Annotated in this window: 16 protein-coding genes; all 16 read right to left on the minus strand. The window is 41.6% G+C overall.

The window, feature by feature from the left end:
- Positions 1–35: 35 nt before the first annotated feature.
- Positions 36–686, minus strand: a complete 651-nt coding sequence (gene tsf, locus GC102_RS03530) for a translation elongation factor Ts (RefSeq protein WP_029195234.1) — start codon at positions 684–686, stop codon at positions 36–38.
- Positions 687–799: 113 nt separating this feature from the next.
- A complete protein-coding gene (gene rpsB, locus GC102_RS03535; RefSeq protein ID WP_029195233.1) occupies positions 800–1,498 on the minus strand; it encodes a 30S ribosomal protein S2 in 699 nt (232 codons plus the stop codon).
- Positions 1,499–1,748: 250 nt separating this feature from the next.
- The gene (locus GC102_RS03540; RefSeq protein WP_171688241.1) at positions 1,749–2,264 is read right to left on the minus strand and encodes a hypothetical protein; all 516 of its coding nucleotides are present in this window, start codon (positions 2,262–2,264) and stop codon (positions 1,749–1,751) included.
- A complete protein-coding gene (locus tag GC102_RS03545; protein WP_171688242.1) occupies positions 2,257–2,877 on the minus strand; it encodes a hypothetical protein in 621 nt (206 codons plus the stop codon). Before GC102_RS03545 ends, GC102_RS03540 begins: the two co-directional genes overlap by 8 nt.
- A gap of 34 nt (positions 2,878–2,911) precedes the next feature.
- Entirely contained in the window at positions 2,912–3,235 is a 324-nt protein-coding gene (locus GC102_RS03550) for a hypothetical protein (RefSeq protein ID WP_171688243.1), read from the minus strand.
- 19 nt (positions 3,236–3,254) lie between these two features.
- Positions 3,255–4,664, minus strand: coding sequence for a flagellar assembly protein A (locus GC102_RS03555; RefSeq protein ID WP_171688244.1), 1,410 nt, complete (start codon positions 4,662–4,664; stop codon positions 3,255–3,257).
- 35 nt (positions 4,665–4,699) lie between these two features.
- Positions 4,700–5,488, minus strand: coding sequence for a FliA/WhiG family RNA polymerase sigma factor (locus GC102_RS03560; protein WP_171688245.1), 789 nt, complete (start codon positions 5,486–5,488; stop codon positions 4,700–4,702).
- A 19-nt stretch (positions 5,489–5,507) separates the two neighbouring features.
- Positions 5,508–5,945: a hypothetical protein gene (locus GC102_RS03565; protein ID WP_171688246.1), complete on the minus strand. Its 438-nt coding sequence runs from the start codon at positions 5,943–5,945 to the stop codon at positions 5,508–5,510.
- Entirely contained in the window at positions 5,942–6,436 is a 495-nt protein-coding gene (locus GC102_RS03570) for a chemotaxis protein CheD (protein ID WP_171688247.1), read from the minus strand. The genes GC102_RS03565 and GC102_RS03570 overlap by 4 nt, the downstream gene beginning before the upstream one ends.
- The gene (locus GC102_RS03575) at positions 6,433–7,020 is read right to left on the minus strand and encodes a chemotaxis protein CheC (RefSeq protein ID WP_216625520.1); all 588 of its coding nucleotides are present in this window, start codon (positions 7,018–7,020) and stop codon (positions 6,433–6,435) included. The genes GC102_RS03570 and GC102_RS03575 overlap by 4 nt, the downstream gene beginning before the upstream one ends.
- Before the next feature lie 36 nt (positions 7,021–7,056).
- A complete protein-coding gene (locus tag GC102_RS03580; protein ID WP_171648864.1) occupies positions 7,057–7,518 on the minus strand; it encodes a chemotaxis protein CheW in 462 nt (153 codons plus the stop codon).
- 27 nt (positions 7,519–7,545) lie between these two features.
- Complete coding sequence (locus GC102_RS03585; RefSeq protein ID WP_171688248.1) at positions 7,546–9,612, minus strand: chemotaxis protein CheA; 2,067 nt, start codon at positions 9,610–9,612, stop codon at positions 7,546–7,548.
- A gap of 51 nt (positions 9,613–9,663) precedes the next feature.
- Complete coding sequence (locus GC102_RS03590) at positions 9,664–10,767, minus strand: protein-glutamate methylesterase/protein-glutamine glutaminase (RefSeq protein WP_171688249.1); 1,104 nt, start codon at positions 10,765–10,767, stop codon at positions 9,664–9,666.
- 49 nt (positions 10,768–10,816) lie between these two features.
- Entirely contained in the window at positions 10,817–11,686 is an 870-nt protein-coding gene (locus GC102_RS03595) for a MinD/ParA family protein (protein ID WP_171688250.1), read from the minus strand.
- Positions 11,683–12,981, minus strand: a complete 1,299-nt coding sequence (gene flhF / locus GC102_RS03600) for a flagellar biosynthesis GTPase FlhF (protein ID WP_171688251.1) — start codon at positions 12,979–12,981, stop codon at positions 11,683–11,685. Before flhF ends, GC102_RS03595 begins: the two co-directional genes overlap by 4 nt.
- A complete protein-coding gene (gene flhA / locus GC102_RS03605) occupies positions 12,978–15,011 on the minus strand; it encodes a flagellar biosynthesis protein FlhA (protein WP_171648853.1) in 2,034 nt (677 codons plus the stop codon). Before flhA ends, flhF begins: the two co-directional genes overlap by 4 nt.
- Positions 15,012–15,022 lie beyond the last annotated feature (11 nt).

Below are 15,022 nucleotides of genomic sequence, written 5' to 3' on the forward strand. Positions count from 1 at the left end.
GGAACACCAAGTGTTCCATCTTTTTTAAATGCCTATTATAGTTTAACTTGGGACATAACTTCTTCCGCAAAGTTCTCTTGTTTTTTCTCAAGACCTTCACCAAGGCCGAAACGTACGAAACGACGAATGGAGATGTTCTCGCCGATTGCTGCGATTTTTTCATTCAACAATTGGTCGATTGTTTTGTCTGGATCTTTAACGAATTGTTGCTCCATCAAGCAGAACTCTTCGTAATATTTACCGATACGTCCTTCAACCATTTTGTCAATGATTTTCTCTGGTTTGCCTTCATTCAAAGCTTGGTTGCGAAGAATTTCTTTTTCTTTCTCCAAAGCTTCTGTTGGCACTTCTTCACGACGTACATAAGTCGGGTTAGCCGCTGCGATATGCATTGCGATGTCTCTGCAGAAAGTACGGAATTGCTCTGTTTTACCAACAAAGTCAGTTTCACAGTTGATCTCAACAAGTACGCCTACTTTACCGCCAGCGTGAATGTAAGATTCTACTGCGCCTTCTGTAGCAATACGGCCTGCTTTGTTAGCTGCAGCAGAAAGACCTTTCTCGCGAAGCAATTCGCCTGCTTTGGTGATATCACCGTTTGCTTCTTCAAGCGCTTTCTTACAATCCAACATCCCTGCGCCTGTTTTTTCACGTAACTCTTTCACTTGTGCTGCTGTAACTGCCATTGAAAGAAACCTCCCGATAGTTGTTATTGGTATGTAATACCTATTGATTCTTTAAAAAAAGGGTGGTGACAGGCTGTTACACCTTCCAACCACCCTTTTCACATTCCTATAGATTAAGCTGTTGTTTGCTCGCCTTGGTGTGCTTCGATAACCGCATCAGCAATTTTAGCTGTTAATAGTTTAACGGCACGAATCGCATCATCGTTACCTGGAATCACGTAATCAATTTCGTCCGGATCGCAGTTTGTATCAACGATACCAACGATTGGGATACCCAATTTGCGAGCTTCCGCAACAGCAATACGCTCTTTGCGTGGGTCGATAATGAAAAGTGCACTAGGCAGACCTTTCATGTTCTTGATTCCGCCCAAGAATTTCTCAAGACGATCTTTCTCTTTACGGAGAATGATAACTTCTTTCTTAGGAAGAACTTCGAAAGTACCGTCCTCTTCCCATCTTTCAAGAGTTTTCAAACGGTCAATACGCTTTTGAATCGTTTGGAAGTTTGTTAGTGTACCACCCAACCAACGTTGGTTGATGAAGTACATTCCGCAACGTTCTGCTTCTTCAGCAACGGAATCTTGTGCTTGTTTTTTCGTTCCTACGAAAAGAATCGTACCATTATCTTCTGAAACGGATTTAACAAAGTTGTAAGCTTCTTCAACTTTTTTAACCGTTTTTTGTAGATCGATAATGTAAATACCGTTTCTTTCTGTAAAGATGTATTTGTCCATTTTCGGGTTCCAACGACGTGTTTGGTGACCGAAATGTACGCCAGCTTCTAAAAGCTGTTTCATGGAGATAACTGCCATCCCCAATCCCTCCTCTAAAATGGTTTATTTGGTATCCGCCGCCTGTCGCATCTTTGCATAAAACTTACCGAAGTAAGCACCATTATGCAAATTGACGGGCGTGAGTTTTTAACACCGTGAATAAATATACCACAACTGAAATGCCTATGCAACCTTTTGTCATGATAGTCATTTTGTCCTACAAAAGGCATGTATATGTACAGAAACAACAAAAACAGACCTCATAATTAAGATCCATTTGTCGGACTACCTATTGAACTGTAATTAAATTGGTCACGACTTTGGGGATATCCGTAAAACCTTCGAAAACATGGTAACCGATTTGAATTTTGGTGTTGCCACCTTGTTTTTCAAGCTCCGTAATAAAAGCTTTACGATCGGTAATAATGCCAGATTTCACGAGAAGTTCACTGACAGCTGTCGCATCAAGATTTGGCTGTACATATATAATTATTTTCTGAGTAAGTTCAGGTGTATTTGCTTTGGGTTGTTCCTGAGGTTTAGCTGCCGCCAATTTGTCTGTTTCCTCTTTGACCTTTTTTAATACGGCTCCATCGAACTCAGTTTGCGTAAATACTTTTGTATTCTTATCGAAAACTTGGTAGTATTTCGTAGCTTCGACCTTTAACTTCTGAGGATCCATTTCATCCAATGCAATGCCCGTTTGACTAGGTGCACTAGCCCGCACAGACATAATTTGCAGAAGTAGGGCTCCTACGATAATTCCAGTCCCTATTCCAAAAACGTACGACCTATTTTTAAACACGGGCCCTTTCCTCCTGTCTGGATAATTGAAGGATTAGACTGACCTCGCCTTTATTCATGCCTAGCTTCTTAGCAATGGCTTCGACGCCTTTTCCTTGATCATGAAGTGAAAATAGCTCACTGTATCTGCTCTTCATGCTCAATCCAGTGTAGATGGGTTCTTCAACTACCGATTCTTTAGAAGGCGCAACAAGTTCAGATGAGGTGACTTGAACAGAATGTGCTGGATTAGCATTAGGAATTTTCGAGATAACAGCATGCTGATCATCAGAAAGCACGTCAGGTACCGCATTTGTTCTTTGATTCACTTGATGATTGACATGCACTTTCGTTAATTCCTGCGACAGTTCATGCTTTTGCTTTTCTAATGATTCCAGTCTGCCTGCAAGCTTAGCAAGCTCTATCTCGTAATCTTGTTTCGTTTTGGAGAACAGATTGAGCAGCGTTTGATTTTGTTCATCCATCTCAGCAGCGAAATGCTCGATGGTTTCCTCGATCTCTTGGACTACGTTCGTCTTATTGGACGCTGACGCTTGCTCCTTCGGCAGGAATCGTGCATAAACAATCAAGACAAGTCCTAGAAGTACGACATACATCCACGGCTGCATAGCCATTGGGTTCACCTTTTTCTATATGTGAGATAACTAGTTATAAAGATAAATCAATATGATGCCCTTTATACGGATGCTCTGGCTGATGACTGCCTTCAAGAGAAGCGGAAACTGTTTTAACTTTGTTCTTTGCCTTACCCCTATTAGACTGTTGACGCTGGTCACCATGATCCTTGATATCTGTACGAACGCTCTCTTCAAGCTTGCTGCTACGATGGCGATCCTTCTCCGTTGTTTGAGCAGCTTGATTCTCCAAGATCGTTTCGTCCTGCCGCGGTTTTTGCATAAGCTGATTTTGACGGATGCCCGCTTCATCGTTTTTGTGTACGGCGAACTGTAAATCGATGGCTTTAAAACTCATCGCTTACCCTCTCCTTCACTCACACATAGGCACTCATAGAAATATCGCCTTCACTTAAACGGAACGTCATGCGGTTTGTTGGATCTTTGACAAATTTAGTATACCGACCAATAACAATCTTCGTTCCACCATAAATGGTAGACAATACTTCTACTTTCGCTTTTTCGGAGTCCTCTAATGATTTCTCAATCTCAAGAATACGCTCTTTAATGGCATTTTGCTCTTCTAAAGCTTGCTTTTTCGTATGAGTCAACTTGATTCGCATGGCCACTTTATCCGGGCTTAGTTGACCTGCTGCTGCTAATTGATTTAATAACGTAAGCGCTTTATCCGTTTTATCCATATTTTCCATGTATACCTTCAGTTGGTTGCGTAGATCAATCATTTCATTACGAAGCTCTGGTAAAACGCCAACTTCAACAATTGTATTCGTTGACATCGAATTCCCTATCGTTCTCGCAGTAACACGCTCCCCGGCTTGTATGGTGCCTCCAACAATGAGTCCTTTGGAACCATTACAATTTACAGCTTTGCCTGCTCTAATCGTTGAATGCATGATACTCTGAGAAACCGTTAATTCACCAGTAACTTCAACAATAGCATCCTGAATGAAGGAACTTTTTACATTCTTCCCTGCTTTAACATGTGCTTTATTCTGCCCTACAATGCCTGCACTAATTTCAATAGAACCTTCAGCTTCAAGTTCAGCCGCTTCCACGCCACCAGTGACACGAATATCCCCAGCTGCACGTATTTTAAAACCAGGTAGAACATTTCCTCGAATAACTACTGTACCGATAAAATCAATATTCCCAATATTATAATCAACATTTCCATTCACTTCATAGACAGGAAACACATTAATTTTGTCACGATCAGTTCTTACTACCATACCATCAATTGTAGAATAAAGGCCCATTTGTTCAGCGTCCGTTACCACATTCTTGCCTAATTTAAATCTAGCTTCTTTCCCCGCTTTAGTAAAAAGGGTCTCACCTGTAACGGCTCTTCCCGGTGTGCCTTCCGTTGCCAGAAAACGTTGTCCGATAAGCTGTCCTTTTCTTACATTATGAAGAGATACAACTTCTTTATAATTTACCCTGCCGTCATCCAGCTCTAGCGGTTTCTTTTCATCTTCATCAAAATCAAAAATAAATTTAATATAGCCGCTCTGGCCTTCTATTGCCTTCGTCCCCGTTGCAATCGCTACTTTTTGATGATAAAAAGGTTTCGGATTTGCAGCTATTTGAGCAAGTAAAGGTCGATTTAAACCGTGAACGATGTGATTCGTTTGAACTAACTCTTCCAATTGTCCTGCGGTTACTTGAAAGTCGTTATCAGCATTGTTAATTAACAAATAAGCTGTTAATTTGTCATCCGAGATGGAAATACTAATGTAAAAATCCAAAGGCATGTTCCTCTCAAGCATAGACAAACCACCTTTCATTTCCTTCTGATTGTATGTTAAGTATCTTGAAATAATTGCGTCTTAAATCGACCAAGTACACCTTTAAGCCGAAGAATTGCTTTCGAATGTAATTGTGAAATACGAGAAGGAGATAAACACATAACCTCAGCAATTTCACTTAAGGAGAGCTCTTCGAAATAGAATAACGAGACAACCGTTCTCTCTTTATCCGTTAATCTTTCAATAGCCTTCGCCAAAGACTCCTTCAAATAAAACTCATTTACTTGAAACTCCGGGTTCTTGGCCTTTTCGTCAACAAGTAATGAGAGACGCGTTTCCGAATCTTCCTCTCGGATGGGATCATCAATCGAACAAACGGTTGTAATCGAAATATCCTGAAGCATCTGCTGAAAATCTTGCTCACTAATTTGCAAATAGTTGCTGATCTCTGCATCCGTAACGGAACGTAGATACTGCTGCTCTAGCTTCTGGTAAGCATCTTCGACCTTCTTGGCTTTTTCTCTCACAGAGCGAGGTACCCAATCCCCTTGTCGAAGTCCATCAATAATAGAACCACGAATTCTCCAAGAAGCATAAGTTTCGAATTGTAGTCCGCGTGAATAGTCAAATTTCTCCACAGCATCGATAAGGCCCATCACACCAAAGCTCGATAGATCCTCTCTCGAAACACTTTTGGGAAGTCCTATTGCCATACGTCCGGAAACATAATCAACTAAGGGCAGGTAACTCTCGATAAGCGACTGCTTAGCGGGAACCCAGCCCTGCTCCTTCCATTGCTTCCATAAATCGATATTGACTAGTTGTGATTGCTTTTGTTCGATCATGATTTATGTTTCACCATCCTTAGTCTTCAGACATTCGCCTTAAGGCACCCGCCAGTTGTTCAGGGTCCAAATTATTCTTGGTGACTAGCTTAGGTGGATTCAGTGGTGAAAATTGCGCTTCGTTAGATAGTAAAGAGTTATTACTGCCCAGGTTAGCCTTCATCAGCTCACGTGTTTCCTCATCCTCATCTGGTGTAGTCAAATCCAATGATTGACCAACGGACGATTCTGTCGTGTGATTCGCATAAGATGCTCCGCCTGCAGAATGTTCAGCTCCTATCATTACACCCAACACCCATCTAAAACCAAATGTCAGAACGAATAAAATAAGAAAGCTGTATGTACTTTTAAGACAAGTAGAAAGTAATAAATTATTGCCGATCGATAAGGCAAATGTAAATAAGCCCGCCAATGATGCTACGATGACATTAATTCGAATGGTTCCAATCATCATCAAATTTCCTTTACTCCTAATTGGACACTTCGAATAAACAGGATGCCGGTTTCACTATGGAATTCTATCGTTCGACCGTAATTAGCCCCAGTATCCTCAGCACGAATCGGAATTTTGTATTTATTCAACATTTCCTTACAAGATTCTACATTTCTTGGACCAATTCTCATCGTATCATTATTTCCAGCAAATGCAAACATTTGAGCACCGCCAGCAAGCTTAGCTTCTAGCCTATTCACAGCAGCTCCTAGCTTTTCCATTCTGGAAATTAACTCAGGAATAGCCGTGTCCGCGTATTTAGCAATGTTCAGCGAGCCTTCACGAGCTATCTCGGAGGAAGGCAGCATCACATGAGCCATACCTGCCACTTTTACGCGACTATCATATAATGTTACACCCACACACGAACCCAGCCCTGTTGTCTTCAATACACCTGCCTGATGAGCAACATTCAGGTCAGCCATTCCTACTTTAATTAAATTATCTAACGTCATGGAGACTCTACCCCTAATGCCGAAAATATTTTGCCAAACGATTCCGGATCAGGAATTAAGAAGAAATGTCCTTGTACTTCATTTTCCCCTTCCATAAATTTGGTATCAATGAGAAGTGCTTGATCTCCCATCTGACCAAATTGCAATAATCCATAGCTTAGAATAGCACCGGCCATGTCAATTGCTAATGCAGGGACAGTAGGCTGCATATTCAAGTTCGTAAAATCAGCAAGAGAGGATAAATACGAACCGGCTAGAATATTCCCGATTTCATTTAATGCAGATAATTCCAGTTCTGAATACTCTTCTTGATCTTCGATATGTAACCCTATCAAATCCCTTAGCATATTTTTAGCGGCATCTAAATCAAGAATAAAAAACATATTTCCAGGCGCGTCTCCATCCACACGCAAGAAGATAGCAAGAACTACCGTCTCCGCTCCGCCAACACTTTCGCAGATTTCTTCGAAAGGAAGCATTCTAACCTTTGGAACAAGCATATCAATCGGCTTATCAAGCAAGGTAGATAGTGCGGTAGCAGCGTGCCCCGCACCTATGTTACCTACTTCCTTGAGAACGTCCATTTGAAAATCCTCTAAACGACTAAACACATCCACAAGCTATTCCTCTACTCTTTCTAGCTGTTGAAGTTCATCGCGATCCAAGACTTGCTCTAAATTCAGTAAAACAAGCAATCTTTGTTCGCCGACACGTGCGATACCGTCCAGATACTTGGCTTTGATACCGCCCACAATTTCTGGTGGATTATCAATATTATCTGTGTCCAGATCAATAACATCATTCGCTGAATCTACGATAAGACCAACTTCAAAGTCACCGGCAGATACGATGATAATACGAGTAGCATCTGAGTTAACTTGCTCTTCAAGTCCGAATCTTGAACGAAGATCAATAATAGGAATAACAACACCGCGAAGATTAATAACGCCTTTAATAAATGCCGGCGCTTTAGGTACGCGCGTCATTGGCTGCATTCTTTCGATCGTTCTAACTTTCTCAACTTCCACGCCGTACTCTTCCGTTCCAAGTGCGAAGACGATTACCTTTTTCTCTTCTCCCATTGTGAAACCCTCCTTAAAAGTATGTAATTATTTAATCAATGCATTCGGATCAATGATCAATGCGACTTGTCCATCTCCTAGAATCGTTGCACCGGATATTGCAAATAGTCCGGATAAATATTTACCTAATGTTTTGAGAACGATTTCTTGCTGACCAATAAATTCGTCTACCATCAAGGCAACCTGTTTGTCCCCTTTGCGCACAACAACTATCTCAGTCTCTTCCTCAAGATCCTCATTGAAATCTGGTACATTAAACAATGTACTGAGCGATACAAGAGGAATAACCGTATTACGATACTCCACCATTTTGTTTCCATGAATGTTACGAATCTGATTCTTCTGAATAGCTGAAGTTTCAACAATGGACGACAACGGTATCGCATATTTTTCGCTGCCAAGACGCACAAGCATGGCAGAAATAATAGATAGCGTCAATGGTAATTGGACAGAGAACTTACTTCCAAAGCCTGGTTTGGAATCAACTTGAACATGTCCACCCAACATTTGAATCTTCGTCTTCACAACGTCAAGCCCAACGCCACGTCCAGAAATATCAGAAATTTTCTCAGCCGTACTAAAACCAGATGCGAACAACAAGTTGTATACTTCCAAATCACTTAACTTCGCTGCTTGTTCTGCTGTTACAAGGCCATTCTTGAGTGCAGTTTTCAATACTTTTTCTCTATAAATCCCTTTACCATCTTCTTCAATTTCTATAAAGACATGATTTCCACTATGGAAAGCACGCAGCTGAATGGTACCTTGCTCATTTTTGCCAGCAGCCAATCGATCGCTGATTGACTCAATACCATGATCCACAGCATTACGAAGTAAATGGACAAGTGGGTCACCGATTTCATCAATTACGGTTCGATCTAATTCCGTTTCTGCACCTGTGATGACTAAATCTACTTTCTTATCTAGCGATTTAGCCAAGTCTCTTATCATCCGTGGGAAGCGATTGAATACAGAATCCACAGGAACCATCCGGAGCTTCAATACGATATTTTGCAAATCGCTACTGACCCTAGACATATGTTCAACTGTTTCAGTCAGATCATTACGTTTAACCTCGCTAGCGAGTTGTTCTAATCTTACGCGATCAATTAATAGTTCGCTGAACAGATTCATGAGTGCATCTAAGCGTTCAATATCAACACGAATTGTACGACTTGCAACAGGAGCCCCACCGGCCGCTGGTTTAGCAACAGCTGTAACTGGCTCAGCATTATGTATGGGTTCAACAGATACAGCTGGTGTGATCGCTTCTGCTACCGCTGCAGCTATTTCTTGTCTTGCCGCCTCAACTTCATTTCTTGGACGGGATAATTCGGCAAGTGATTCTGAATCAACTGTGATAATAACTGCAGATTGTATCTCGGAAACGTTCAAAATTTCTCTTTCTAACGTTACTTGATCAACCTTAGAAATAAAATAAAGTGAGAAAGAACGATCAAATTTCTCTTGTTCGATTTCTTGTACGGATGGCGTCGCTTTTACGATTTCACCCATTCTCTCCAGTGCATCGAATACCATATATGCCCTTGCTGCCTTAAGTACACAATTCTCATTCACACTTACTTCGATATAGAATACAAGGAATCCCGAGTCAATCGATTGTTGAAGAATAGAAAATTGAAACTCATCAACTTCGATCCCTTTTGCTGGTTCCTTCGCAGTTGTCAATGCTGGAGCTTGTGCGGTTTTATAGTCACCTGTCACGATGGAACGAAGAGAAACGACGATTGGTGAAACATCCGCTTTCCCAGTACCACCTTGAATAATATCTTCGACCATGGATTCCAATGAATCAAGACTTTTGAAAATGCAGTCAAAAATGAATGGGTTCATTTCAATTTTGCTGTTACGTACCAAATCCAACACATTTTCCATCTCGTGCGTTAGGGCAGCGATATCCTCGAAGCCCATTGTTGCGGACATCCCTTTCAACGTATGAGCAGAGCGGAAAATGTTATGAACAATACTAATATCCTGAGGATTGCTTTCTAAATTCAGTAAGTTCTCATTCAAAGATTGCAAATGCTCTTTCGATTCATCGATAAACATGGATAAATATTGACTAAGTTCCAAAACCACACACCTCCATTAGAATCATTATGTAACCTGCTTGCTAAATTTCATTTAATTAAGTACGCATTGAGCTAATCGAGTTGCAATATCCTGCAGTGGCAATACATGCATCGCAGCTTGGATCTCTACAGCAGCTCTAGGCATACCGTATACGACACAGGTTTCTTCGCACTCTGCAATGGTTGTTGATACACCAGATTGCTTTAATGAGAGCATGCCTTTAGCTCCATCGCTGCCCATGCCTGTCATCAGGACGATGTGCCGCTTCAACTCACTCATACCAAGCAAGGACTCAAACATGACATCCACTGAGGGGCGGTGGCCAGAACGAGGTTCTTCCTTGTTCAAGCGAATTTTGTGCGTTTTGTCCGTATCTTTGTAGATGACCATATGCCATCCTCCCGGTGCTACATAAGCTGTTGCCGTTTGGAGCACATCCCCTTCCGCAGCCTCGACTACCTGTATCTGAGAAATGTCATTCAGACGTTGGGCTAATGATTTGGTGAAATTAGGTGGCATATGTTGAACAATTAAGATCGGCGCAGGAAAACCTGCAGGAATATGAGAGATCACCTGATGTAAGGCACGAGGCCCTCCTGTAGAAGTACCTATGGCTACTAGATGATCGAAATACGTTGAACCAGTCTTTACTGCAAGTTTAGTATCGGGTGCTTTCATCAAACTGGCGTTACTTTTGGGTATTAACGGTTGAGTAACCCGCGGAGACACAGGCTGCTGCGGTACCGGTCTTAACCTCGTTCGAACTGCCATATGCAGCTTCTCATGTAGAAGTTGTTTAACTTTATACAGGTCAAGGGATATGGAGCCTGACGGCTTTCGAATAAAGTCGACAGCTCCCCACTCGAGTGCTTTAATCGTTTCAGAAGCGCCCTCCTGGGTTAAGGAGCTTAACATAATGATGGGCGTAGGTTGTTCTGCCATGATTCGCTGTAAAGCATCCAAACCGTTCATTATTGGCATTTCCACATCCATCGTAACGGCATCGGGGCGTAATAGCTTCACTTGTTCAATAGCTTCTTGACCATTTTTTGCTGTTCCTATGACTTTGTACTGAGGATTATCTGAAATCAAATCGCTTATAATTTTTCGCATAAAGACGGAGTCGTCTACGACAAGAATGTTATATGGTGCCAAGCTGCTTCCCTCCCTCTTATGAGCATATTCGACACGATTTGCGAAAATCCTATTTTAAAAGTTTCATCATTTTATTTAAAAAACCCTTGACACCGGATGTTGGTGTGTCAATTACTCGATAACCATTCAAATAATTATCGACTAATAATTGAAGACTTCGTGATGCTGCTGAATTCGGAAAAGCAACAGTAAAAGGTATCTGTTTTTTAACCGCCTTAGATACAGCCGCATCATCGTCAACGAATCCTAAGGTAGGGATATGGATATCCAGAAATTGTTTAGCTACTAAAGAAATTTTATCGGCCGTGTGCTTGCCTTCTTTTGCATCGGTTACTCGGTTGATAACTAGTTTAAAAGAAACGTCATGTCCCATTGAGTTAACCATTTTTATAATGGCATAAGCATCCGTTATGGACGTAGGCTCAGGCGTTGTGACAACAAACGCTTCTTCGGCGGCAAGGATAAATTTCAACGTTTCTTTGGACAATCCGGCCCCAGTGTCAAAAATGATAAAATCAACATACCCGTTGAGCTGCATGACTTGCTCGGCAAAGTAGTTCAGTTCTTCATCGGTTAAGCGAAGTAAATCGTTAAATCCAGATCCACCAGCAATAAAATCTAAATCATTATAGCCTTTCTGGATAATTTCCCAGATCGTTTTTTCCTTTTTCAACAAGTGATACAAATTGTATTTGGAGGAAATCCCCATCAGCACATCAATGTTGGCAAGCCCAATGTCTGCATCAAAAACAAGAACCTTATAACCTTGGGACTGAAGCGTTAAAGCAAAGTTTAGCGTAAAATTTGATTTACCTACGCCTCCCTTTCCGCTAGTCACGGTAATAATCCTGGTTGCTTTTGTGCCTCTGTCATTCTGTATCTGTACCAGGTTCCGCAACCCTTCTGCTTGATCCTTCATGCTCTAGGTTCCTCCAATAACAAATCGATGATTTGCCACTCATTCATTTCCGTAATATCATCAGGTACGCTTTGACCGTTCGTAACATACGAAAGCTGCAGTGAGAACTCGTGAACAACATTTACAATAGCACCGTAGGAATCTGTTTCATCCATCTTGGTGAATAATACTTTGTCTAGCTTAAATTTATTAAAATTGTTCGTGATCGCTCTCATGTCACGGTACTTTGTTGTTAAGCTCAGAACCAGAATGGTCTCACTATTTCCTTGTGTCTTAAGCAAAGAGTTAAGCTCCGAAACATACATTTCATTCCGAAAATTTCGTCCAGCCGTATCCATGAAAATAACGTCACATTCTTCTAGATTATGAAATGCTTTCGCTAAATCTTGCGGTGAGAAAACAACTTCAAGGGGTACATTCAAGATGGTTCCATATGTTTTCAACTGCTCAATTGCTGCAATTCTATATGTGTCCGAAGTAATAAAACCAACCTTACGTTGATACTTCAACACTTGCTCCGCTGCTAATTTTGCTATGGTTGTCGTTTTTCCAACTCCTGTTGGACCTACGAAATGTACCACGCGTGTTTGTGGTGAAATTTGTTTGCTGCGATTGGACTGTAGTACCTGCCCCAGCTTGGATCGCACAACTTGAAGAGCTGACTCATCCGATACAGGCTCATCTGCAAGCTGAAAATCGGCCACTACTTCATCCATAATTTGACGAACTAACGTAGGATCTACTTCTTGGTCAAATAATCGTTGTTCAATCTTCTGTAAAGGTTCAGGGAGACTCGACACGTCGGATGCGTGAGTAAGCTTTCTCATCATTTCCTTCATTTGTTTGAGCTCCTCTAGGAGGTGCTCATCTTTGAGACTGACTCTATTAGGTGCATTTACCGAAACAGGTGAGTAAGACTGCTGTGATGTATATGCTTGCTGCGTCTCAACGCCTGCGCTAACGGCAACTGGTACTTTTTTAGCTGAAATGGGAGCGATCACGTCTGGGACTTCAGGGAAATCTGAAAGATGCGTTTGGGCTCTTGCAGGTTGATCTTGACCCATGACTTTCTGTTGTTGAGGCTGAGGCGCAAACCGCTGAGCGGCCCCCCCTGAATTCGTGTTTGCTCCATCAATTGCAGCGATAACTTCAATCTTTTTTTTACCGAATAGACCAAGAAAACCACCTGTGCGAATTTCCTTGGTATTGAGGATTACCGCATCCTTGCCTAAATCCGTGCGAATTTTTTGCAAAGCGTCCGGCATGGAATCGACAACATATCTTTTTACTCTCATAAATTGACTACCCCCATACTCTGAATTTCAACGCTAGGCTCTAATTCGCTGTAGGATAATACAGGTATATCTTGCAAAGTTCTCTCAAGCAATTGTCTTAAATACATCCGAATCGTTGGTGAGGTTAAAATAACAGGCTGTTGTCCGGATTGAATCAATTTAGTCACTTGCTCGCTGACGCGATGATAAATGATTTGTGAAGAGGAAGGGTCAAGTGCTAAGTAACTTCCTTGATCTGATTGCTGAACAGAATCGGCAATTTTCTTTTCCACAGAAGGACCAACCGTAATCACTTTTAAGGAATCACCTAGAGATGTAAACTGTTGAGTGATTTGTCTCGATAATGATTGTCTAACGTATTCAGTCAGTATTTCAGGATCCTTTGTATAAGTGCCATAATCCGCCAGAGTTTCCAAAATCGTTACCAAATCACGTACAGAAATTTTCTCGCGCAGTAACTTTGCCAACACCTTCTGAACGTCCCCAACGGACAATACGGAAGGAATAAGATCATCAACAAGTGCTGGATAAGACTCGCGAACATTCTCAATAAGTGCTTTGGTTTCTTGACGACCCAGAAGTTCATGTGTATGTTTCTTAATAATTTCGGTTAAATGCGTAGCCACTACGGAAGGAGGATCAACGACAGTGTAACCAGATAGCTCTGCTCTTTCTTTGGTCACTTCATCTATCCATATAGCAGGCAATCCAAAGGCAGGCTCGGTCGTTTCTATACCTGCTATTGAATCATCATCAATACCAGGACTCATGGCTAGGTAGTGATTAAGAAGTAGTTCGCCGCGTGCAACCGTATTGCCTTTTATTTTGATGATATACTCATTCGGCCGTAGTTGAATATTGTCACGGATGCGAATAACGGGTACGACAACCCCAAGCTCAAGCGCACACTGTCGGCGAATCAAGATAATCCGATCTAGTAAATCTCCGCCTTGTTGAGTATCAGCAAGAGGTATTAAACCATAACCAAACTCAAACTCAATGGGATCGACTTGTAGCAAGGAAATGACACTTTCAGGACTCCGCACTTCCTCAATTTGCTGCTCCTCCACCAATTGTTCTTCTTTTATCGCTTCGCGCTCTAGATTCTTTTGCATTCTAAATGCTGCGAAAATTAGCAATCCGGCAATCGGGAATGTAGTAAACCAATGAATTGGAGTGAATATGCCAAGCACCATAAGAGTCCCAGCAACAATATAAAGAAGCTTAGGTTGTGCTGTTAATTGTTTCGTAATATCGTGGCCTAAATTACCTTCAGATGATGCTCGTGTTACGATAATACCAGCAGCCGTTGAAATCAACAGGGCTGGAATTTGGCTGACGAGTCCATCACCAATGGTTAATATCGAGAATGTTTCAAGTGCCTGAGAAAAAGGCATCCCTTTCATGGTCATCCCAATAATGAAGCCACCTATCAAATTGATGACGAGAATGATAATGCCGGCGATGGCATCCCCTTTTACGAATTTACTCGCACCATCCATTGCTCCATAGAAATCAGCTTCTCGTTCAATCTTTTGTCTACGCTCACGAGCTTGCACCTCGTTGATTAAACCTGCATTCAAATCTGCGTCAATACTCATTTGTTTTCCTGGCATCGCATCGAGTGTAAATCTCGCTGCAACCTCGGCAACGCGCTCAGAACCTTTGGTAATTACGATGAATTGTACCAAGACAAGGATGAGAAACACGACGAATCCCACGACGATATTGCCTTGAGCAACGAAAGAACCAAAAGTTCTGACCACGTCGCCTGCTTCTGCATGCGACAAAATGTTCCGCGTGGTTGAGACGTTTAACGCCAACCGAAACAATGTCGTAATCAGGAGTAAAGAAGGGAAGATTGAGAACTGAAGTGCTTCTTTTGTATTCATTGCAACCAAAATAATCATTAAGGCAATCGATATATTAATAATTAAAAGAAAATCCAGCAAAGGGATTGGAACCGGTACAATCATCATTAATACAATACCGATAATGCCTATAAGAACCAATAAATCCTTGATCTTCATCTGATTGTACC

The organism is Paenibacillus germinis (genome assembly GCF_013141785.1).
GTDB classification, from domain to species: Bacteria; Bacillota; Bacilli; order Paenibacillales; family NBRC-103111; genus Paenibacillus_E; species Paenibacillus_E phytorum.

What these genes read in the sequence shown, in the direction of transcription:
- rpsB (WP_029195233.1), bottom strand. Translation starts at nt 1,498, where the DNA reads ATGGCAGTTATCTCCATGAAACAGCTTTTAGAAGCTGGCGTACATTTC.
- flhA (WP_171648853.1), bottom strand. Translation starts at nt 15,011, where the DNA reads ATGAAGATCAAGGATTTATTGGTTCTTATAGGCATTATCGGTATTGTA.
- tsf (WP_029195234.1), bottom strand. Translation starts at nt 686, where the DNA reads ATGGCAGTTACAGCAGCACAAGTGAAAGAGTTACGTGAAAAAACAGGC.
- GC102_RS03575 (WP_216625520.1), bottom strand. Translation starts at nt 7,020, where the DNA reads ATGGACGTTCTCAAGGAAGTAGGTAACATAGGTGCGGGGCACGCTGCT.
- GC102_RS03580 (WP_171648864.1), bottom strand. Translation starts at nt 7,518, where the DNA reads ATGGGAGAAGAGAAAAAGGTAATCGTCTTCGCACTTGGAACGGAAGAG.
- GC102_RS03550 (WP_171688243.1), bottom strand. Translation starts at nt 3,235, where the DNA reads ATGAGTTTTAAAGCCATCGATTTACAGTTCGCCGTACACAAAAACGAT.
- GC102_RS03560 (WP_171688245.1), bottom strand. Translation starts at nt 5,488, where the DNA reads ATGATCGAACAAAAGCAATCACAACTAGTCAATATCGATTTATGGAAG.
- GC102_RS03555 (WP_171688244.1), bottom strand. Translation starts at nt 4,664, where the DNA reads ATGCTTGAGAGGAACATGCCTTTGGATTTTTACATTAGTATTTCCATC.
- GC102_RS03545 (WP_171688242.1), bottom strand. Translation starts at nt 2,877, where the DNA reads ATGGCTATGCAGCCGTGGATGTATGTCGTACTTCTAGGACTTGTCTTG.
- GC102_RS03595 (WP_171688250.1), bottom strand. Translation starts at nt 11,686, where the DNA reads ATGAAGGATCAAGCAGAAGGGTTGCGGAACCTGGTACAGATACAGAAT.
- GC102_RS03570 (WP_171688247.1), bottom strand. Translation starts at nt 6,436, where the DNA reads ATGACGTTAGATAATTTAATTAAAGTAGGAATGGCTGACCTGAATGTT.
- flhF (WP_171688251.1), bottom strand. Translation starts at nt 12,981, where the DNA reads ATGAGAGTAAAAAGATATGTTGTCGATTCCATGCCGGACGCTTTGCAA.